The organism is Mesorhizobium sp. M1338 (assembly GCF_040318045.1).
In the GTDB taxonomy this organism is placed as follows: domain Bacteria; phylum Pseudomonadota; class Alphaproteobacteria; order Rhizobiales; family Rhizobiaceae; genus Mesorhizobium.
The window spans coordinates 124,551-144,876 of sequence record NZ_JAMYLL010000011.1 but is presented as its reverse complement, the minus strand read 5'-3'; the positions used below and the strand labels follow the sequence as shown (position 1 = coordinate 144,876).

The following is a 20,326-nucleotide window of genomic DNA, read 5'->3' as shown; positions in this document are numbered from 1 at the left end:
ACCCCACGCACACGCTCGCCTGGGCCGCCTGGTGTATCGCCAGGCTCGGAGGCTGGAACGGCTACGAAAGCGAGCGCCCGCCAGGGCCTATCACCTTCACCCACGGCCTCAGACGCTTCAACGCCATCACAGACGGCTTCGTTCTCGCCTCGCAAAATCAACCCGAAGCAAATGTGTGCGCACGCTAGCCCTTGTGGGAGAAGGTGTCGCCGAAGGCGACGGATGAGGGGTGTTCCAGGGAGCGCCAACGCCTCACTCCGCTGGAACACCCCTCATCCGTCTCGGCGCTGCGCGCCGATCCACCTTCTCCCACAAGGGGAGAAGGACAGGACTGCGCACTACATCCTCACCCGCTCCGACTTCGGGTCGTACATCGGCTTCAGCGATGCTTCCGCCGCAAAACGCTCGCCGGCGATCTCGATCTCGTAGGATGAGGCCAGCACATCCGCCTCGCTCTCGCCCTGGCACTTGATATAGCCCAGTCCGACGGCGCCGCCGAGATGATGGCCGTAATTGCCTGATGTGATCGGACCGACGATCTCGCCGTCGCGCAGGATCGCCTCGTTGTGGAAGAGCAGGGGTTGCGGGTCTTTCAGGCGGAACTGGACCAGCCTACGGCTCAGTCCGGCTTCCTTCTTGCGCAGCACGGCATTACGCCCAATGAAGTCGCCCTTGGCCGTTTTGACGGCGAAGCCAAGGCCGGCTTCCAGCACGTTGTCCTCATCGGTGATGTCGTGGCCGAAATGCCGAAAGGCTTTTTCGATGCGGCAGGAATCCAGCGTGTGCAGGCCGCAGAGTTTCAGGTCGACATCCGCTCCTGCCTCTTCGATCGCTTCGAACACATGGGCTGCCTGATCGGTCGAGACATAGAGTTCCCAGCCGAGCTCGCCGACATAGGTGACGCGGTGGGCGCGGGCCAGGCCCATGCCGATCTCGATCTCCTGGAACGTGCCGAACGGGTTGGTTTCGTTGGAGAAATCGTTGGGACTCACCTTCTGAATCAGCTTTCGCGCATCCGGTCCCATCAGGCAGAGCACGGCTTCGGCAGCGGTGATATCCGTGATGACGACGAATTCGTCGGTGTGGTGTTTTCTCAGCCAGGCGAGGTCGCGCTGCAGTGTTGCACCTGGGACGACGAGGAAGAAGGCCGTTTCCGACAGCCGCGAGACCGTCAGGTCGCTCTCGATACCGCCGCGCTGGTTGAGCATCTGAGTGTAGACGATCTTGCCCGGCGCCACGTCCAAGTCGTTGGCGCAGAGCCTTTGCAGGAAGGCGCAGGCATCGCGGCCCTCGACACGGATCTTGCCGAACGAGGTCATGTCGAACAGGCCGACCTTGTTCCTGACCGCGAGATGTTCTTCGCGCTGGTTGTCGAACCAGTTCTGGCGCTTCCAGGAATAGCGGTATTCGCGCTCCTGGCCCTCGCGGGCGAACCAGTTGGCGCGCTCCCAGCCGGCGACTTCGCCGAAGACAGCGCCACGCGCTTTCAAATGCTCGTGCAGGGGCGAACGCCTGACATTGCGCGACGTCGCCATCTGTCGGTAAGGGAAATGGTCGGCATAGAGCAGACCGAGCGTTTCGGAGACGCGCTCCCGGAGGTAACGGCGGTTCTTCTGGAACGGCTGGGCGCGACGGATGTCGACTTCCCACAGGTCGAAGGGGGCTTCGCCGTCATTGATCCACTGCGCCAGCGCCATGCCGGCGCCGCCGGAGGAGACGATGCCGATCGAATTGTAGCCGGTCGCCATCCAGTAGCCGGACAGCTCCGGCGCCTCGCCGAGATAGTAGCGGTCGTCGGGCGTGAAACTCTCGGGACCGTTGAAGAAGGTGTGAATGCCGGCGGTCGCCAGCATCGGCATGCGGTTGACGCCCATTTCGAGGATCGGCTCGAAATGCTCCATGTCCTCCGGCAACTGGTCGAAGCAGAAATCCTCGCGGATGCCATCCATACCCCAAGGCTTTGCCACCGGCTCGAAGGCGCCGAGCATCATCTTGCCGGCGTCCTCCTTGTAGTAGGCGCATTCGTCGGGCACGCGCAGCACCGGCAGCCGACCCAGACCGGGGATCGGTTCGGTGACGAGATAAAAATGTTCGCAGGCATGCAGCGGAATGGTGACGCCGTTCTGGGCGCCCAGTTCGCGCGCCCACATGCCGGCGCAGTTGACGACGATGTCGGCTTCGATGGTGCCTTGTTCTTCGCCTTGCGCCCAGGACACGCCGGTGACGCGACCGGCCTTGGTGTGGACCTTGGTGACCTTCACATTCTCGACGATGGTGGCGCCGCGCTGGCGCGCGCCTTTGGCCAGCGCCATGGCGATGTTGGCGGGGTCGCACTGGCCGTCGAGCGGCAGATGCACGGCGCCGACGACGTCCGAGACATTGAGATGCGGGTACATCTCACTGACTTCATTGGGTGAAATCTCGCGGACATCGACATCGAAGGCGCGCGCCAGCGACGCTTGCCGATAGATCTCGTGTTTGCGCTCCTCGGTCAGCGCCACGGTGATGGAGCCGACCTGGCGCATGCCGGTGCCGACTTCGGTCTCGGCTTCCAGCTTGGCGTAGAGGTCGGCTGAATATTTCGCCAGCCGGGTCATGTTCTGCGAACCGCGCAACTGGCCGATCAGGCCGGCGGCGTGCCACGTCGTGCCCGATGTCAGCTGCTTGCGTTCCAGGAGCACGATGTCGGTCCAGCCGAGTTTGGCCAGGTGATAGGCGACCGAACAGCCGGAGACGCCGCCGCCGATGATGACGGCGCGGGCTTTGGCAGGGATGGCCTTGGCGGTCATGCGGCCTCGCGACGATAGCTGGAAGCGAAACGGCGCAGCCGAAGCGCTGCTTCTTGCAGCACGGGCTCCGGCTGGCAGAGGCTGATGCGAATGTGCCCGGCGGCCGCCTCACCGAAGCTGGAGCCGGGCATCACGCCAACCTTTTCCTTGTCGAGCAAGGCCCAGGCGAATTTCTCGTCGTCCGGTTCGACGGCTGAGATGTCGAGCATGACATACATGCCGCCCTCCGAACCGCGCACGGTGACATCGTTCATGCCACGCACCGCATCGAGCAGGACGGTGCGGCGCGCGGCGTAGCGCTCGGCGATCTCCTTGACGCCGTAACGATTCTCCAGTGCCTCGGCGCAGGCGATCGAGATGAAGGCCGGCAAGCCATAGGTCGTCACTAGGTTGAGGTTGATCAGCAGTGTGATCATCGCCTCCGGACCAGTCAGCCAGCCCATGCGCCAGCCGGTCATGCCGTGGCTCTTGGACATGGAATTGATCACCAGCGTACGCTCGGCCATCCCTGGCAGCGAGCGCGGCGAGATATGCTCGCCGCCACCCAATGTCCAATAGACTTCGTCCGACAGCAGCCAGAGGTCGTGCTCCCGGCAAATCTCGGCAAGTTGCTCCAGCCGCTCGCGCGAATAGACAGCACCGGTCGGGTTGTTCGGCGTGTTGATAAGGATGGCGCGCGTGTTCGGTCGTAGCGCCGCGCGGATCGTCTCGGCACGCGGTTGGAAGCCGTCTTCGGCGGGCGTTTCGACGACGGTGAAACTGGCACCGGCGGCGCTGAACGTGTTGGGATAGGTGGCGTAATAGGGCGCCACGACGATGGCGTGGTCGCCCTGGTCGAGCACGCCCTGCACGGCCGCGTAGAGTGCGGCCTGGCCGCCCGGCGTGGCGATGACCTGATCCGGCGACGTCTCGACGCCGGTGCAGGCGCTCGAGGCTGCCGCCATCGCCTTGCGCAGGCGCGGCAGGCCGGGAAGCGGGGTGTAGTGATGATTGCTGCCGCGAACCGCGGTCACGCAGGCTTCGATCGTTTGCGACGGTGTGTCGAAGTCGTGATCGCCGACCGACAGCATGATGATGTCTTCGCCGGCCTCCTTGCGCGTCCAGGCGGCGAAATGGACTTCCCAGCCGTCCTTGCCCGAAGGCACGATGCCGGAAATGCGCGATGATGGTCTAGGCATGCAAAACTCCTGAAATTTCGTAGCCGGCGTGTTCGAGCCGGTCGCGCAGAGCGGCGATATGCGGCGGTCCGACTTCGCAGCAGCCGCCAACGATGCTGGCGCCAGCCTCCACCCAGCCGATCGCCTGATCGGCATAGGCATCCGGGCCGAGGTCGTGACGAGCATGCAGCACATCGACTGTGCCGCCGTGCTTGAGTGCCTCGGTAGAGGTGAAGCCATTGGCATAGGCGCCGATCGGGCCGCCGAGGTCGATCAGCTCGGGCAAGGCCGCGGCGATCGCTTCCGGCCGGCAGCAATTGACCAACCGCGCCGCGACTGCCAGGCCGTCGAGCGCGCTTGCCGCGGCGGCTATTGCCTCGCCGCTGCGCAGCCGCGGTTTGCCGTGATCGGCCAGCGTCCACGACACCCATACCGGCTTGCCGCTTTCCGACGCCGCGGTGACGGCCGCGCGCGCCTCCTCGGCGGACGCCATGGTTTCGCACAGGAACAGGTCGACGCTATCCGCTTGCTCGGCAACGATGCGGCGGTAGATGTCGAGCGTCTCCTCGAAGGAAATGGTCAGTGCCGGCGCGTAGCTGCCGAAAAGCGGCGACAGGCAGCCGGCGATCGCCGCGTCGCCGGCCTCGTCGCGAGCCTGCCTGGCCAATTCGATGCCGCGCTTCTGCAACGGCTTGAAGAGGTCTTCCGCGCCCTCGCGCGCCAGGCGTTCGGGCGTCGCCGAATAGGTGTTGATGGTGATGACCCGGGCACCGGCACGGATGAATTCCGCGTGCAGGTCGCGCACCAGATCCGGCTCGTCGATCAGGACCCTGGCCGACCAAAGCGGCGTCGGCTCGGATTGGCTGCGGCGAACCAGTTCCTGTCCCATTCCGCCATCGGTGAGAATAACCTTCTTCATGCGCGCAGCCTCTCGTTCTTCGGATCCCACAGTGGCTCATCTTTCTGCACGATCGCCTGAAAACGCTCGCCGAAGATCTCGACCTCGATGGCGGTGCCCGGCTCGGCCAGGTCGGCGCGCAGCATGCCGAGTGCGATCGACTTGTCGACGCGGTGGCCCCAGCCGCCCGACGTCGTCTCACCAACGATCTGGCCGTCATGCCACAGCGTCGACATGTAGGGAGCGTCGCAGTCGCCGGGGTTTTCGACGACCAGCGTGACGAAACGTTTCTTCACGCCTTGCTGCTTCTCGTTCAGCAAAGCCGCCTTGCCGCGGAAGTCGGGTTTATCCCATTTGACAAAGCGCTCGAGCCCACCCTGCAGGATCGAATAGTCGGTCGACAGGTCGCCCTTCCAGGTGCGGTAGCCCTTTTCGAGCCGCAGCGAATCCAGCGCATACATGCCGAACGGCTTCAGTCCGTGCTGTTGTCCTGCAGCGCAGACCACGTCGAAGATGGCGGCGGTGTCGTCGATCCTGGTGTGAATTTCCCAGCCGAGTTCGCCGGCGAAGGAGACACGCACAAGCTTCGCCCAGCGGCCGGCGATCTTCGTTTCCTGATGCGTCAGCCACGGCAGAGCGAGGTCGGCTTCGCAGATATCGGCGAGGATTTTCCTCGAGTTGGGTCCGGCCAGGATCTGGGTGGAGAATTCCTCGGTCCGGTCGATCAGCCTGAAAGGCGCATCCTTGGGCATGCGCGATTTCAGCCACTCGAAATCATGCCATTGCGCGACCGCCGCGGTGATCAGCGTCATCAAATTCTCGTCGTGACGCACGACGGACATTTCGGTGACGATGCGGCCCTTGTCGTCGGCGAAATAGACGAGGCCGATGCGGCCGGGCTTCGGCACCAGCCCGGTGACCTGCAGGCTCAGCCATTCGGCGGCGCCCGGGCCGTCGAGGTTGAAGCGCGAGAATCCCGGCAAGTCGAGGATGCCGGCGGCGTCGCGCACCGCCAGGCACTCCTCGCGCACGCGGTGTTGCCACGGTCCGTCGCGGCGGAAGGTCAGCGTCGCTTCCTCCGAAACATCGTCGCCGTCTTGCGCGTACCAGGTGGCGCGCTCCCAGCCATTATAGGCATCGAAGCGCGCGCCGAACGCCTTGATACGATCGTGGATCGGCGACAGCTTGCGGTCGCGGCCTTCAGGCCAGGCATGACGCGGAAACTGGATGGCGTATTCGTTGCCATAGATCTCCATGCCCTTGGCGACGCAATAGTCCGGCGCCGAGGCAAAGGACGTGAAGCGGCGCGGATCGCACGACCACATGTCCCATTCGGTCTGGCCTTCAGTCACCCATTCGGCCAGCACCTTGCCGGCGCCGCCGCCCTGGGCGATGCCGAAGGTGAAGACGCAGGCCTCGAAGGCGTTGGGAACGCCGGGCATCGGGCCGATCAGCGGATTGCCGTCCGGCGTGTAGGGAATCGGCCCGTTGATGACCTTGGACAGGCCGGCCGTGCCAAGGATCGGCACGCGGGCGACGGCGTCGGCCAGATAATGTTCCAGCCGGTCGAGATCGTCGGGGAACAGCTGGAAGGAAAAGTCCTCCGGCATCGGATCATTGTGGGTCGCCCAATGCGCGCGGCAATTGCGCTCGTAGGGGCCGAGATTCATGCCGTTCTTCTCCTGGCGCAAATAGTAGGAGGTGTCGACGTCGCGCAGCAGCGGCAATTTCTTGCCCTGTTCCTTCGACCACGCCGCCAGTTCGGGGATCTCCTCGAACAATATGTATTGATGGCTCATCACCATCATCGGTACCTCGCGGCCGAACATCCGGCCCACTTCGGCGGCGCGGTAGCCGGCGGCGTTGACGACAATCTCGCAGCGGATCTCGCCTTGCGCTGTTACAACCACCCACTCGTCGTTCTCGCGGCGCACGCCTGTGACCGGGCAGAAGCGGATGATTTTCGCGTCCATGTCGCGCGCGCCCTTGGCCAGCGCCTGGGTGAGCTGCGCCGGATCGATGTCGCCATCGCTCGGGTCATAGAGCGCGCCCTTCAGATCATGCGTCTCGATGAAGGGATAGCGCCGCTTGATCTCGTCGACGCCGACGATGTCGATGTCCATGCCCTGATAGCGGCCCATGCCCTTGGCGCGCTGGAATTCCTGCATGCGCTCTTTCGTATGGGCAAGGCGCAGCGAGCCGGTGACGTGATAGTTCATGGGATAGTCGACCGCGTCGGCCAGCCCGCGATAAAGCTCGGTCGAATAACGCTGCATGTTCATCAGAGACCAGGACGAGGAGAAGGTCGGCACGTTGCCGGCGGCATGCCAGGTCGAGCCGGAGGTCAGCTCGTTCTTTTCCAGAAGCACGCAGTCGGTCCACCCCGCCTTGGCGAGATGATAGAGCGAGGAGGTGCCGACGGCACCGCCTCCGATGATCACCACGCGCGCCGTGCTCGGCAAACCCGCCATGTTCTTCTCCCAAACTTTAACTCAATAGACCGGCGGCGAAACCACCCAGATGACAATTGCCGGCTCGGCCCCCGGATTGCGCCAACGGTAAGGCTTGCCTTCGAAGCGAAAGGAATCGCCCTCGCCAAGCCGATGCCAGACGCCTGCTATCTCGATGTCGAACAGTCCGGATGCGACGTATCCGGCTTCCTCGGTCGGCCGCTGCGCCTCGGCCTTCAGTTCCGCGCCCGGTGCGAAGACCGAACGCACCATCTCGAAGCTACCGCCGAGATCGGGCGACAGAAGCTCCTCCACCAGGCCGGATTCGCTTGTGCCAAGCGTGCGGCGCCTGCCGGCGCGCACAACCACGCCGCGCTCGCTTTCGACAGGTACGTCATGGCTGAAGAACAGGCTGATCGGCACGCCGAACAGTTCGGCGAAGGCCCTGAGGTCGCTGAGCGATGGCGTCGACAAGCCACGCTCGACTTGGCTGACCCAACCGACCGAACGGTCAAGCTTCAGGCCGATCTCGGCCAACGTCAGACCACGCAGTTTGCGCAAGGCCCTGATATCGCCGGCCAGCACGCGTTCGTCAGGTCCCTGCAATGTTCTTGCGGCAGGCGAAGGCAAAGGGCTCACTTCGTGAAAAATTCCAGATAAATTTCATGAGAAGTCAAGCGCATGAAAAAATCAAGTGGATTTTCACAGATGCAGAAGATTTGCTTGCACGATTTTGACGGTTCATGCAAAGGCTCGGGCACGAACGGCGAGTGGGGACGTCTGGTCGAGACGAGGGTAAGGACGGCCCATGCTGGAAAACAACACTCGAATCGCGAGCGAAGCCGAGATTATCGACGAGGCAATTCTGTCGCGCCGTTCGGTGCGCGCGTTCCTCCCCGACATGGTCGACGACAATACGATCCGCGCCATTCTGGCGGTTGCGGCGCGCGCTCCGTCCGGTACCAACATGCAGCCATGGAAGGTCTACGTCACCAAGGGCGAGACCAAGCAGCGGATCACCGACGCCATTCTCAATTCCGGAATTCGCGCCGAAAAAGCCGATTGGGACGAATACCGCTACTATCCCACCCAGTTCTTCGAGCCTTATCTGACACGCCGCCGCGCCAACGGCTTCGGCCTCTATGGTGCGCTCGGCATCGGCCGCCGCGAGGTCGACAAGATGCGCGCCCAGCACGACCGCAACTTCGTCTTCTTCGATGCGCCGGTCGGCATGATCTTCACCATCGACCGCCGGCTCAACCAGGGCTCGTGGATCGACTACGGCATGTTCCTGCAGAACATCATGGTCGCGGCGCGGGGCAGGGGTTTGCACACTTGCCCACAAGCAGCGTTTGCACCCTACCACCGGCAGATCAGGCCGGTGCTCAACATTCCCGACGAGGAGATCGTCGTCTGCGGAATGGCGCTTGGCCATGAGGACATATCCAAACCGGAAAACACCTTCCGCACCGACCGCGTGCCGCTGGAAGAGTGGGTAACGTTCAGCGAGTAAGCAAGGAAACCGGGTGCGCCTTGAGCGACACACTCTATGCCGCGGCCCAAACAGAACGAAACCTGAAGTCATCCTGCGTGTGGAGCGTCCAATGAACGAGCTGGTGGCGGTATCCGCTTTTGGCGCGCCGTTGTGCAGCAGTCGTAGCCGACAAGGCGGGGTCTACTGCACCTCGTAGCCGACTTCCTCGCTCGCGTGACACAGCGCCTTCCAGAACGACCGCGCGAACGAGCGGAAGACATAGATGTCGAACTGGTCGGCGCCGGTGCGCTGGATCTGGGCGAAGACATCGTGATGGGCGGTCGAGCGACCGGCGCCGACCGGAAAGGCCGGCAGCGAAAAGTCGATGGCGAAGAACTTTGCCAGCACCCATTCGGCCTTCGGCCCGGCAATGCGGATGGCGGTGCGGCCATGCGAAAGGTCGGTGATCGTACCGATGGCCGGGCTAACCACCTTGGCAAAGGCGGCGGCCAACCCATCGGCCTCGTCGGCAACGGTGAACTTCCCAGGCGCGAAGCCGAATACCGACTTCACGCCGTCGCTCACTCCGCCGCCGGCGCCGTCCGGCAGCGCAAGCCCGGTAACGGTGCGGATGGCTGATATCAGCTTCTTCTCCTCGCCAGGCCAGGCGGCGAGCTGCACGATCGAGCCCGGCCGCGTCTCGGTCAGGATGATCTCGACGCCATGCTCGAAATTGCCGTGCGAACCGACATGAAATTCCGGATCGAGGGGCGATTGGCGCTCAACCATGCATGCGGCTCCCGTCCAGATCGAAGAAGTGGTTGGAGACGATCTCGACCGGTCCGAACCGGTTGCGCAAGGGATCGGAGACATGGGCGCGCGTGCCGCGCCGTGCCTTGCCGCCCTTGACCAGCGCCAGCGCGATATGCTTGCCGAGTGCCGGCGAATAACAGCACGCGGTGATGTGGCCGATCGAGTCGTGCGGATTGGCCTCGTCCACCTCCTCGACGATGTGCGCGCCGCCATTGAGCGGCCGGTTGTCGAGGGCGATCAGGCCGACCAGTTCCAGCCGGTCAGCCGCTATCAGGCCTTCGCGGTCCATCATCGCCGAGCCGATGAACGGCTTCTTCTTCGACAGCATCCAGTCGAGATGCAAATCGCGCGCAGTGGTGCGGCCATCGATCTCGGCGCCGGTGACATGGCCCTTCTCGATGCGCATCGTGCCCAGCGCCTCGAGCCCGTAGGTGACCAGACCGAACGGTCTGCCGGCCTCGATCAGCGCTTCCCAGACATGCGTGCCATGGCCGGCGCCGGAATAGACCTCGAACGCCATTTCACCGGAGAACGATAACCGGCAAATCATCACCGGCACGCCTGATATCTCGCCGCGAACGATACCCATGAACGGCAAGGTGGCATTGTCGACCGATGTGCCGGTGACACAAGCGGCAAGGATCTCCCTGGCCTTCGGCCCGCCGATCGCGGCGCCCGCCCATTCGTCGGTCACCGAGGTGACGTGGACTTTCAGGTCCGGCCAGATCACGTCGAGAAAATATTCCAGATGCTGCATCACCTTGCCGGCATTGGCGGTGGTGGTGGTCATCAGGAAATCCTGCTCGCCGAGGCGCCAGGTGGTGCCGTCGTCGAAGGCGAGGCCGTCCTCGCGCAGCATCAGGCCATAGCGAGCCTTGCCGACGGCCAGCGTCGAAAACATGTTGGTGTAGACGCGGTCGAGGAACTGAGCGGCGTCGGGCCCTTGCACAGCGATCTTACCCAGTGTCGAGACATCGACGATGCCGGCGGTCTCGCGCGTCGCCTTGGCCTCGCGGACATAGGCTTGCTCGATTGTCTCGCCGGCAAGGCCGTAGATCATCGGACGGTACCAGAGGCCGGCGGAATACATGGTCGCGCCGTTGGCGAGATGCCAGTCATGCATCGGCGTCAGCCGCTCTGGCTTCAGGTCGCCAAAACGCTCCGCCGCCAGCGAGCCGATCGAAACCGGCGCAAAGGGCGGCCGGAAGCGTGTCGTGCCGACCTCGGGGATCGGCTTGCCCAGCGCTTCGGCCATGATGGCAAGGCCGGGGACGTTGGAACTCTTGCCCTGGTCGGTCGCCATGCCCAGCGTGGTGTAGCGCTTCAGATGCTCGACCGAGACGAAGCCTTCGCGGTGCGCCAGCCGAACGTCCTCTGCTGTCACGTCGTGCTGGAAGTCGACAAAGCTCTTGCCCTTGGCCCTGATCTCGAACACCGGAGCCGGATCGGGATCGCCGGGTACGGCTTCGACGGTCGGCAGCACGGACGGTGTGCTCTGCCCGCCGGCGGCGGCAAGGCCCGCGGCGCGGCCTTCGGCGAGTGCTTCGAGCGTCGAGAAACTGCCGGTGAACGCGCCGGCGCCGATCCATTTCTGTGTCGGCTTCGGCGGCAGGAAGGCTTGCCGCGCGGCGTTCCATTCCGCCTTGGCGCCGGCCTGGCTGGCCAGATGGATGGTCGGCGACCAGCCGCCGGACATCAGCAGGCAATCGGCATGGATGCTGCGTGCGTCGCCGATGAGCGCGCCGTTGGTCATGTCGAAGCGTTGCAGCTTGAGGCCGGACAGCGCCTTGCCGCCTTCGGTGGCGACGACGGCATGGCCGGCGAAGATCTCTGCCTCGGCCTCCGCGGCCAGCTTGCGCATCTCTGGCGAAAGCTCCGGCCTGATATCGGCGATGGCGACGACCGCGGCTCCGGCTCTCTTCAAGGCGACCGCCGCCCGATAGGCGCTGTCGTTGTTGGTGAACAACGCGATCCGCTCGCCCGGCAGCACGCCGAACTCGTTGGCATAGCGCTCGGCGGCATGCGCCAGCATCACGCCTGGCCGGTCATTGCCCGGGAATACCAGCGGCCGCTCGAAAGCGCCGGTGGCCAGAACCACGGATTTGGCGCGTATCGCCCAGTAACGATGGCGCGGCTCGCCCTTGCCGGGCTGCTCCTTGTGGTCGCTGACGCGTTCGAGCGCGGCAAGCGTGTTGTTGTCGTAATAGCCCCACACCGTGGTGCGCGGTAAAAGCCGGATATTGTCGCGGCCTTCGAGCTGGGCGACGATGCGGCGGGCCCAATCGGCGGCCGGCGCACCGTCAATCGTTTCGTCGGACCAGTTGGCCGAGCCGCCGAAACGCGGCTCGAGATCGGCCAGCATGACGCGCGCGCCCTGATCGGCGGCGGCCTTGGCGGCCATCAGTCCGGCCGGGCCGGAGCCGACCACCAGCACGTCGCAAAAGGCGTTCATGCGCTCGTAGCGGGCCGGGTCCTTCGCCGATCCGGCGCTGCCGAGACCGGCGGCGCGGCGGATGAAATGTTCGCAGAACATCCAGAAGCGCGTGCCCTTCAGCGGGCCGAACGCCGGTCCCATGAAGGTCTTGTAGTAGAAGCCGGCCGACAGGATCTTGCCGCCGAGCTGGTTGACGGCGTTGATGTCCCAAGCAAGCGAGGGAAAGCGGTTCTGGCTGATGGCGACCAGCCCGTCATGGATCTCGACCATGGTCGCCGGAATGTTGGGCTCGCGGACCTCGCCCTTCAGCACCGTCACCAGGGCATTGGGCTCCTCGACGCCAGCCGTCAGCAGGCCGCGCGGGCGGTGGTATTTGAACGAGCGACCGAAGACGGTGACGCCCTTGGCCAGCAGCGCCGATGCCAGCGTATCGCCGGCATGGCCGGTATAGGGCGCGCCGTCGAAGGTGAAGCGGATGGTTTTCACCCGGTCGATGCGACCGCCGATGTCGGTGCGGCGCGGGCTCATGACTTGCCCTCCGCCTTGCGGCGCGCGGCCGAGGTGTGATCGCCGCGCCCATGATCACCCCGTATGAAGGCGACGCTCAAAATCTCATGCGTCAGCGTGTTGCGCACGACCCTCAGATGCGCGCGGCAACCGCCGGAATGCTGCCAGATCTCGTTGTGGTCGCCGGCCGGGTTCAGCCTGTCATAGACGTAGGCGTTCCACGCCTCGAAATTCTGCGAGGCGGGGTCGGGACGCTCGCGGTTGCCGTCACCTTGATAGGTGAACTCGATGACGTCGCGCGGGCCGCAATAGGGGCAGGTGATCAGCACGGAATGCTCCTAATGAAGCCGCGGGTTTGCACCCTGGCCCTTGTCGTCGATCACCAGGCCGCGATGAAAGCGGTCGAGCGTGAAGGGGGCATTGAGGTCGTGCGGCTGGTCCTTGGCGATGGTCCAGGCAAAGCACCAGCCGGAAGCCGGCGTCGCCTTGAAGCCGCCATAGCACCAGCCGCAGTTGAGATACATGCCGGGCAGGGGGCCGGTGACGATGATCGGCGAGCCGTCCATCGACATGTCGCAGACGCCGCCCCAGGAGCGCAGCATGCGAACGCGGGCAAGGCCCGGGAACAGCGCCAGCATCTCGCTCATCACTTCGTCGACGATAGGCAGATTGCCGCGCTGGGCATAGCTGTTGTAGCCGTCGATGTCGCCGCCATAGATGAGACCGCCCTTGTCCGACTGCGACATGTAGAAATGGCCCATGCCAAACGTCACGACGGTATCGATGAAGGGTTTCAGCGATTCGGTGACGAAGGCCTGCAGCACATGGCTTTCGATTGGCATCCTCTCGATGCCGGCCAGCTGCATGACGCGTCCGGTGCTGCCGGCGACCGCGACAGCCACCTTCTTGGCGCGTATGTCGCCGCGCGACGTCGTGACGCCTGTGATGCTGTCGCCATCGCGCAGGAAGCCGGTGACCTCGCAATTCTCGATGATGTCGACGCCGCGTCGGTCGGCGCCGCGCGCGTACCCCCAGGCCACCGCATCGTGACGGGCGGTGCCCGCGCGCCTTTGCATCAGGCCGCCGACCACCGGAAAGCGTGCGCTGTCGGAGATATCGAGCGCCGGTATCAGGCGCTTGATCCGCGCCGGCGTCATCAGCTCGGCGTCGACGCCGAGATGGCGCATGGCATTGCCGCGCCTTGCATAGTCGTCGAACTGGGCCGGCGTGTGTGCCAGGTTCAGGCAGCCGCGCTGCGAGAACATGACGTTGTAGTTGAGTTCGTGCGAGAGGTTCTCCCACAGCTTCATCGAGTGTTCGTAGAAGCGGGTGTTGGCAGGCAGCAGATAGTTCGAGCGCACGGCCGTCGTGTTGCGGCCGACATTGCCTGAGCCGAGCCAGCCCTTTTCCAGCACAGCGACATTGGTGATGCCGTGTTCCTTGGCGAGATAGTAGGCGGTGGCCAGCCCATGACCGCCGCCACCGATGATGACGACATCATAGGATGCCTTCGGGTCCGGCTTGCGCCAGGCCGGCTTCCAGTCCTTGTTTCCCTTGAGCGCGTTCGCGAGCAGCGAAAAGGCCGAGTACTCTGCCATCATTGTCATCCGGTTCGGGCGATGCGGCAGACTATAGAGCAGGCCGCATCCGCAAAGCCAATATTGCGCCATTGCCTTTCGACTGGCCGACGCCTGTGTGATCGGATGGGCCAGCGATGACTGCGACGGCTTGCCCCGTGATATGGCCGTCTTTATCAAGGACAGGCTTTCAAATTGCCTCGCCGCCCGTGAGTCGCCGTCAAAATCATGATCTTCCGATTGTTTCGCCTCATTTTGATTCTCGCGCTTGTCGTTTCGGCGACGCTGTCGTTCGACGCGGCGGCGCAAGGGCTTGGCCAGGCGCCAGCCGGACTGGTCGCCGACCAGCAGAAGATCATTCAGGGGCTGACGACCAAGACCGACAATTTCGAGAAGCAGATCCAGCAGGACGCCGAGGATGATGGCAGCCTCGTCGATATCCGGCTGCAGCTCGAGGAACTGTCGCGCCAATCGCTGACCAGCGCGCTGGCCTTCCGCACGCGCCTTGGCGAGATCAACAGCCGGCTTGAACAGATCGGGCCCGCGCCCGCCGCCGGCCAGCCGCCGGAGCCCGATATCGTCAGCGGCGAACGCCAGGCGCTGACATCGGAAAAGGCGGAGATCAACGCCGTTATCTCGCAAGCCCAGTCCTTGTCGATCCGCATCAGCGGGCTGATCGACAAGATCGGCAACATGCGCAGCGAGCTGTTCCGCAATGTGCTCACCAAGCGCTACGTGCTGTCCGACGCGCTGAGCCCGCAGGTTTTTTCGGACGCCAGGGACGAATTCGGCAATTTCTACAAGGCCGTGTCGTCCTGGCTGAGCTTCGCCTTCAAGTTCAAGTTCCAGGCCATCCTCGCGGCTACCTTCGTGGCGCTCGGGCTGGCTTTGGTGCTGCTGGTCGGTGGCAGGCGCCTGTTCGGGCGCGTGTTCGAAGCCGACCCCGCCAATGAAGATCCATCCTATCTCAGCCGTCTATCGGTGGCCTTTTGGTCTACCTTGCTGCCGACGCTGGCGGTCGGCGTGTTCCTGGCCTCCACGGTGTTCTTTTTCAATTATTACAATGTGTTGCGCGGCGACATCGGCCTCTTCTTGAATGCGCTCGCGGCCGTCATCGGCGTGGTGTTCTGCGTCAACCGGCTGACCAATGCGGCGCTTGAGCCGCGGCTGCCGAACTGGCGCCTTATTCCCGTCGAGACGGGGCCGGCGCGCTGGCTGGTGCGGCTGACGACAGCCATGGCCGTGGTCATCGGCGTCAACTATTTCCTGTCGGTGATCAACGACAAGATGGGCTCGCCGCTGTCGCTGACCATCGCCCGCAGTTTCGGCGCCACCATCATCGTCGGCATCATCCTGATCCTGATGGCGATGCTGAGGCCGTTCAAGGCGCGTGACGGAAGCTGGCGGCCGTGGCCGGCATGGCTGCGCTATACATCGCTCGCGCTCGGTCTTTTCACCATCGTCGCCGCGCTGCTCGGCTATATCGGCCTCGCCTTGTTCGTCTCGCTACAGGTCGTCGTCACCGGCACCGCGCTGATCACCGCCTATATCGGCTTCCTGTCGGCGCGGGCGATCGGCGAGGAGGGCGCTTTCGCCGACACCTCCGTCGGACGCTGGCTGTCGGCCAATTCGAGCTACGAGGACACCGCACTCGACCAGCTCGGCCTCGTCGTCAGCGTCGCCATCAATGTGATGATCGTGCTGGTCTTCCTGCCGCTGATCCTGTTGATGTGGGGCTTCCAGCCCGGCGATATCGAGGCCTGGGCCTACAAACTGGCAACCGGGATCAATCTCGGCTCGGTGACGATTTCGGTCACCGGCATCCTTTCGGGCATCGTCGTCTTCATCATCGGCTATTTCCTGACGCGCTGGTTCCAGGGCTGGCTCGACGGTTCGGTGATGGCGCGCGGCAAGGTCGATACCGGGGTTCGCAATTCGATCCGGCTGGCGGTCGGCTATGCCGGCGTCGCGCTGGCGGCACTGGTCGGCATATCGGCGGCGGGCATCGACCTCTCCAGTCTGGCGCTGGTCGCCGGCGCTCTTTCCCTCGGTATCGGTTTTGGCCTGCAGAATGTGGTGTCCAATTTCGTCTCCGGCCTGATCCTTTTGGCCGAGCGGCCGTTCAAGGTCGGCGACTGGATCGTCGCCGGCGATGTCAGCGGTACCGTGAAGAAAATCAGCGTGCGCGCCACGGAGATCGAGACCTTCCAGCGGCAATCGGTCATCCTGCCCAATTCGAACCTGATCAACAACGCCGTCGGCAATTGGACGCACCGCAACAAGCTCGGCCGCGTCGACATCAAGGTCGGCGTCGCCTATGGCAGCGACGTCAAGCAGGTTCATGCCGTCCTGCTGGACATCGCACGCGGCCATCCTATGGTGCTGAAAAACCCCGAACCCTTCGTGCTGTTTTCCAACTTCGGGCCTGCCGCACTCGAATTCGAGATCCGCGTGTTCCTGGCCGACGTGATGAACGGCAACATCGCGCAGAACGACATCCGATTTGCCGTGCTCGAAAAATTCAGCAGCGAGCACATCGAAATTCCATCGACGCCGCGCGCCGTCGTCGATGCCCACAAGCCCAAAGCCTGGCCGACCGACGACGACAAGATCGAGGCCGACTTCGCCGAACAGGAGCAGGCCAAGCTGGAAGCCGCGGCCGAAGCGAAACGGACCGCCAAGACAGGGCGCAAGCTGCGCAAGCCCGATCCCGACTAGGTGCCGATTGACGCGCTCGGACCGGCCAAAGCCAATTGCGGCATGAATGCGGCATTCAGTTGCGGTTCAGCTTCCATCTCATATAAGCTCCCATGCAAAGGCGAAAATGCCTTGCGAAATGCAACAGAGGCGGTGGGAACACCGATATTGCACCATGTGGAAGTCTCTCGTCGCTGCCGCCGCTTTGTTCGCCGTGAGCGGCTCGACCCATGCCGCAAGCGCGGTCAACAAGGACGCCGAGACCCGCACGCTGATCGTGACCGAGGGTGGCAGCAAAAGCGATCTGGCGCTGGCTGCTGGCGAAACCGTTGAATTCTGCCCGAATGGCTGTTTCGTCACCTTGCCCAATGGCGACCTCGAAGCCCTGACCGGCTCGGAAACGGTCGAAATCTCGGGTGGTGTCGCCCGCATCAAGTAATTTCGACGGCATGACAGGAAAGGCCGGGCATTTGCTCGGCCTTTTATCGTTTCCGGTATCGATTGTTTAACAATGAGGCCGGAAATACCGCCACGGCAGCCGTCTACAACCGTGCGTTTTAACGTTCGCTACGCCATCCCCCGCTATACCTGCCCTCAAGACGCCGAATAGCGGCGCGCAACGAGATTCCGGTTTCCCGGATCATACGCGGGCGGGGCAGGACGGACATGGATGCGCGGTCGGACAGGAACGCAATACCGCTTGCGGTCGATCTCGACGGCACGCTGATCGCGACCGACCTGTTGTGGGAAGGCCTGTTCATCCTTCTCAAGAAGAACCCGCTCTATATCTTCCTCGTGCCTTTCTGGGCCGCCGGCGGGCCGGGGCGGCTGAAGCAGGCGATCGCGCAGCGCATCGACATCGACCCGGCATCGCTGCCCTATCGCGAGATGCTGCTTTGCCGCCTCCGTTCAGAACACGCCGAAGGCCGCAAGATCGTGCTGGCGACCGGCACGCCGCGCAAGTTCGCGGACGCCATCGCTGCCCACCTCGGCATCTTCGACCGGGTGCTGGACACCGACTGTCTCGCCAATCTCACCTCGAGCAGGAAGCGCGCGTCGCTGATCGCGGCCTATGGCGATGGCGGCTTCGACTACGCCGGCAACAGCCGCCATGACCTCCAGGTCTTCGATGCCGCACGCAACGCGATTGTCGTCGCGCCCGACCGTCATGCCGCACGCTGGCAGGCAGCGCACGGCGCCGAGACGATGCTGGCGCCAAAGCCGACCTTGCGGACCATCGTAAAGATGCTGCGCGTCCATCAATGGCTGAAGAATTCGCTGATCGCGGTGCCGATGGTGCTCTCGCATGAATATTTCAACATCGATATGATCTGGGAATGCCTGCTGGCGTTCGTCTCGTTCAGCGCGGTGGCATCGGCCATCTATATCCTCAATGATTTCTTCGACCTCGCGCTCGACCGCAAACACCTCGCCAAGCGCAACAGGCCGTTCGCCAGCGGTGCGCTGTCGATCCCGTTCGGCCTTGGCGCGATCGCCGTGCTTCTGGCGATCGGCGTCGGCACCGGGCTGTTTTTATCGCCCGAATTCCTGGCCGTGCTCGGCGGCTACATCGTGGTCACCACGGCCTATTCGCTGTCGTTCAAGCGCATGCTGCTGGTCGACGTGCTGACGCTCGCCGGCCTCTACACGATCCGCGTCCTGGCCGGTGCGGCGGCGACCGGCGTCGATGTCTCGTTCTGGCTGCTCGCCTTCTCGATCTTTTTCTTCCTGTCGTTGGCGCTGGTGAAGCGTTTTGTCGAACTGCGCATCACCGCCATCCCGCATGGCGAGCGCATTGCCGGCCGCGGCTATCGCACCGAAGACCAGGAGATCGTTGCCCAGGCCGGCATGGCCTCGGCCTTCTCTTCGGCCCTGGTGCTGGCGCTCTACATGGACAGCGTCGCGGTGCGGGAGCTTTATCCGCATCCGTGGCTGATCTGGCCGCTGGCGCCGATCGTGCTGTATCTGACCATGCGAGTCTGGATCCTGGCGCGCCGCGACGAGATGCATGACGATCCGGTCGTCTTCATCATTCGCGACTGGCGCAGTCAGATCGTGGTGCTGATCGGCGCGGTGATGCTGGTCATCGGGGGCTGGTAGGCATGGCCACTGAGCGCTTCCCAAGCTTTGGCCTTGCCACATCGCCGGCGACGCGCGTCATCGGTACCGATGAGGCGATCGCGCTGCTGAAGGGTGGGCAGGCCGGGCCGGCGTCGCTGCTTGCCTATGGCAACGGGCGCTCCTATGGCGATTCCTGTCAGAACGAGGCCGGCGCGATCATCGACATGCGGTCGCTGAACAGGATCCGCGCCTTCAACGCCGAGACCGGTGTTCTGGAAGCAGATGCTGGCGTGCTGCTGTCCGACATCATCGCCCACGCCGCCCCTTACGGCTTCTTCCCGGCGGTTGTTCCAGGCACGCAATTCGTCACGCTCGGCGGCGCCATCGCCAATGACGTGCATGGCAAGAACCATCACCGGCGCGGAACATTCGGCTGCCATGTCGAGACACTCACGCTGCTCAAATCCGACGGGAAGACCCGTCGCTGCTCGACAACGGACAATGCGCGGCTGTTTCGGGCGACGATCGGCGGCATGGGGCTGACCGGTCTCATCCTGTCGGCCTCGATCCGGTTGATGCGGGTTCCTTCCCTCGACATCGTCGAAAAGGCGACACCGTTTCGCGATCTCGACGAGTTCTTCGGTTTGGCCGAGGCGGCCGATCAGGCCAATGAGTACGCGGTCGCCTGGATCGACCAGCTTGCCGGCGGCCGCAACAGCGGTCGCGGCCTGCTGTTGTCAGGCAATCATGCCGAGCACGGTTCGCATACCGCCTCACGCGCCGGCGGCAAGCTCTCGGTGCCGGTCCAGCTGCCGTTCAATGTGCTCAACCGGCCATTCCTGACCGCCTTCAGCGCCGCCTACAGGTGGAAGAAAGGGCGCTCGACTGCACCGCGCCAGACTGGCTACCAGGGCTTCTTTTTCCCGCTCGACGGCGTGCGCGACTGGAACCGGCTTTATGGACCTAAAGGGCTTTTCCAGCACCAGAGCGTGGTGCCGGAAGAGACGGCGCGCGAGGCGGTGCCGGCGCTGCTGGCGGCTGCAAGGCAAGCCGGGCAGGGCTCGTTCCTCACCGTGCTGAAACGCTTCGGCTCCATCCGCTCGCCGGCGCTGCTGTCGTTCCCGCGTCCCGGCTACACGCTGACGCTGGATTTCCCCAACAGGGGCGCGGCGACGCTGGCGTTGCTGCGGGAACTCGATCGCATCACGGTCGAGGCGGGTGGCGCGGTCAATCCCTACAAGGACGCCCGCATGGGCGCCGACATCTTCGCGTCGTCCTTTCCCGAATGGCCACGGCTGGAGGCGCTGCGCGATCCCGCCTTCCTATCGAGTTTCTGGGCGCGGACGGCAAGGAAGCTGGACCTGCGGCGGGGTGTCGTCGAAGCCGCGGAATAGATAAATTTCGAGTAATTCATGGTTATCGGACCGTTAAAAATACACGGTTCACTCAAAACATTCTTGCGGCTTCAC

The 20,326-nt window shown here is 63.9% G+C and carries 14 protein-coding genes and 1 pseudogene; 6 read left to right on the top strand and 9 right to left on the bottom strand.

Going from position 1 to position 20,326, the window contains the following annotated elements; genetic code table 11:
* Window positions 1–188 (top strand): annotated as a pseudogene (locus tag NKH19_RS13710) (hypothetical protein); the annotation flags it as partial.
* A gap of 150 nt (window positions 189–338) precedes the next feature.
* Here NKH19_RS13710 and NKH19_RS13705 read toward each other — a convergent pair.
* From NKH19_RS13705 to NKH19_RS13685, 5 genes are read right to left on the bottom strand one after another with little or no spacing between them, the layout of a single operon-like run.
* Window positions 339–2,789: a GcvT family protein gene (locus NKH19_RS13705; protein ID WP_352867415.1), complete on the bottom strand. Its 2,451-nt coding sequence runs from the start codon at window positions 2,787–2,789 to the stop codon at window positions 339–341.
* Entirely contained in the window at window positions 2,786–3,967 is a 1,182-nt protein-coding gene (locus NKH19_RS13700; RefSeq protein ID WP_352867418.1) for a pyridoxal phosphate-dependent aminotransferase, read from the bottom strand. The genes NKH19_RS13705 and NKH19_RS13700 overlap by 4 nt, the downstream gene beginning before the upstream one ends.
* A complete protein-coding gene (locus tag NKH19_RS13695; RefSeq protein WP_352867421.1) occupies window positions 3,960–4,865 on the bottom strand; it encodes a homocysteine S-methyltransferase family protein in 906 nt (301 codons plus the stop codon). Before NKH19_RS13695 ends, NKH19_RS13700 begins: the two co-directional genes overlap by 8 nt.
* The gene (locus NKH19_RS13690) at window positions 4,862–7,315 is read right to left on the bottom strand and encodes a GcvT family protein (RefSeq protein ID WP_352867423.1); all 2,454 of its coding nucleotides are present in this window, start codon (window positions 7,313–7,315) and stop codon (window positions 4,862–4,864) included. The genes NKH19_RS13695 and NKH19_RS13690 overlap by 4 nt, the downstream gene beginning before the upstream one ends.
* Window positions 7,316–7,336: 21 nt before the next feature.
* Window positions 7,337–7,924, bottom strand: a complete 588-nt coding sequence (locus NKH19_RS13685; protein WP_502910932.1) for a helix-turn-helix domain-containing protein — start codon at window positions 7,922–7,924, stop codon at window positions 7,337–7,339.
* 178 nt (window positions 7,925–8,102) lie between these two features.
* Between NKH19_RS13685 and NKH19_RS13680 the strand changes: the two genes are divergently transcribed.
* Complete coding sequence (locus NKH19_RS13680; protein WP_352867427.1) at window positions 8,103–8,807, top strand: nitroreductase; 705 nt, start codon at window positions 8,103–8,105, stop codon at window positions 8,805–8,807.
* A 162-nt stretch (window positions 8,808–8,969) separates the two neighbouring features.
* Here the strand turns inward: NKH19_RS13680 and NKH19_RS13675 are convergent, their stop codons facing one another.
* From NKH19_RS13675 to NKH19_RS13660, 4 genes are read right to left on the bottom strand one after another with little or no spacing between them, the layout of a single operon-like run.
* Window positions 8,970–9,557, bottom strand: coding sequence for a sarcosine oxidase subunit gamma (locus NKH19_RS13675; RefSeq protein ID WP_352867429.1), 588 nt, complete (start codon window positions 9,555–9,557; stop codon window positions 8,970–8,972).
* Window positions 9,550–12,543, bottom strand: coding sequence for a sarcosine oxidase subunit alpha (locus NKH19_RS13670; RefSeq protein ID WP_352982265.1), 2,994 nt, complete (start codon window positions 12,541–12,543; stop codon window positions 9,550–9,552). Before NKH19_RS13670 ends, NKH19_RS13675 begins: the two co-directional genes overlap by 8 nt.
* Window positions 12,540–12,851, bottom strand: a complete 312-nt coding sequence (locus tag NKH19_RS13665; RefSeq protein ID WP_352867434.1) for a sarcosine oxidase subunit delta — start codon at window positions 12,849–12,851, stop codon at window positions 12,540–12,542. The genes NKH19_RS13670 and NKH19_RS13665 overlap by 4 nt, the downstream gene beginning before the upstream one ends.
* 9 nt (window positions 12,852–12,860) lie before the next feature.
* Entirely contained in the window at window positions 12,861–14,120 is a 1,260-nt protein-coding gene (locus tag NKH19_RS13660; protein ID WP_352867436.1) for a sarcosine oxidase subunit beta, read from the bottom strand.
* Window positions 14,121–14,327: 207 nt separating this feature from the next.
* On the opposite strand from NKH19_RS13660, the gene NKH19_RS13655 reads away from it, so the two are divergent.
* The 4 genes from NKH19_RS13655 to NKH19_RS13640 all read left to right on the top strand — a co-directional run bounded on the left by NKH19_RS13655 (window position 14,328) and on the right by NKH19_RS13640 (window position 20,251).
* Window positions 14,328–16,817 (top strand): mechanosensitive ion channel family protein, encoded by a 2,490-nt coding sequence (locus NKH19_RS13655; protein ID WP_352867438.1) that lies wholly within the window; start codon window positions 14,328–14,330, stop codon window positions 16,815–16,817.
* Window positions 16,818–16,971: 154 nt separating this feature from the next.
* A complete protein-coding gene (locus tag NKH19_RS13650; protein ID WP_352867440.1) occupies window positions 16,972–17,235 on the top strand; it encodes a hypothetical protein in 264 nt (87 codons plus the stop codon).
* 227 nt (window positions 17,236–17,462) lie between these two features.
* Window positions 17,463–18,896, top strand: coding sequence for a UbiA family prenyltransferase (locus NKH19_RS13645; RefSeq protein ID WP_352867442.1), 1,434 nt, complete (start codon window positions 17,463–17,465; stop codon window positions 18,894–18,896).
* Window positions 18,897–18,898: 2 nt separating this feature from the next.
* A complete protein-coding gene (locus NKH19_RS13640; RefSeq protein WP_352867445.1) occupies window positions 18,899–20,251 on the top strand; it encodes an FAD-binding oxidoreductase in 1,353 nt (450 codons plus the stop codon).
* Window positions 20,252–20,326 lie beyond the last annotated feature (75 nt).

Coding starts and splice junctions, on each gene's coding strand:
- NKH19_RS13695 (WP_352867421.1), bottom strand. CDS start 4,865: ATGAAGAAGGTTATTCTCACCGATGGCGGAATGGGACAGGAACTGGTT.
- NKH19_RS13660 (WP_352867436.1), bottom strand. CDS start 14,120: ATGGCAGAGTACTCGGCCTTTTCGCTGCTCGCGAACGCGCTCAAGGGA.
- NKH19_RS13705 (WP_352867415.1), bottom strand. CDS start 2,789: ATGACCGCCAAGGCCATCCCTGCCAAAGCCCGCGCCGTCATCATCGGC.
- NKH19_RS13650 (WP_352867440.1), top strand. CDS start 16,972: ATGTGGAAGTCTCTCGTCGCTGCCGCCGCTTTGTTCGCCGTGAGCGGC.
- NKH19_RS13700 (WP_352867418.1), bottom strand. CDS start 3,967: ATGCCTAGACCATCATCGCGCATTTCCGGCATCGTGCCTTCGGGCAAG.
- NKH19_RS13655 (WP_352867438.1), top strand. CDS start 14,328: ATGATCTTCCGATTGTTTCGCCTCATTTTGATTCTCGCGCTTGTCGTT.
- NKH19_RS13690 (WP_352867423.1), bottom strand. CDS start 7,315: ATGGCGGGTTTGCCGAGCACGGCGCGCGTGGTGATCATCGGAGGCGGT.
- NKH19_RS13680 (WP_352867427.1), top strand. CDS start 8,103: ATGCTGGAAAACAACACTCGAATCGCGAGCGAAGCCGAGATTATCGAC.
- NKH19_RS13670 (WP_352982265.1), bottom strand. CDS start 12,543: ATGAGCCCGCGCCGCACCGACATCGGCGGTCGCATCGACCGGGTGAAA.
- NKH19_RS13640 (WP_352867445.1), top strand. CDS start 18,899: ATGGCCACTGAGCGCTTCCCAAGCTTTGGCCTTGCCACATCGCCGGCG.
- NKH19_RS13645 (WP_352867442.1), top strand. CDS start 17,463: ATGGATGCGCGGTCGGACAGGAACGCAATACCGCTTGCGGTCGATCTC.
- NKH19_RS13675 (WP_352867429.1), bottom strand. CDS start 9,557: ATGGTTGAGCGCCAATCGCCCCTCGATCCGGAATTTCATGTCGGTTCG.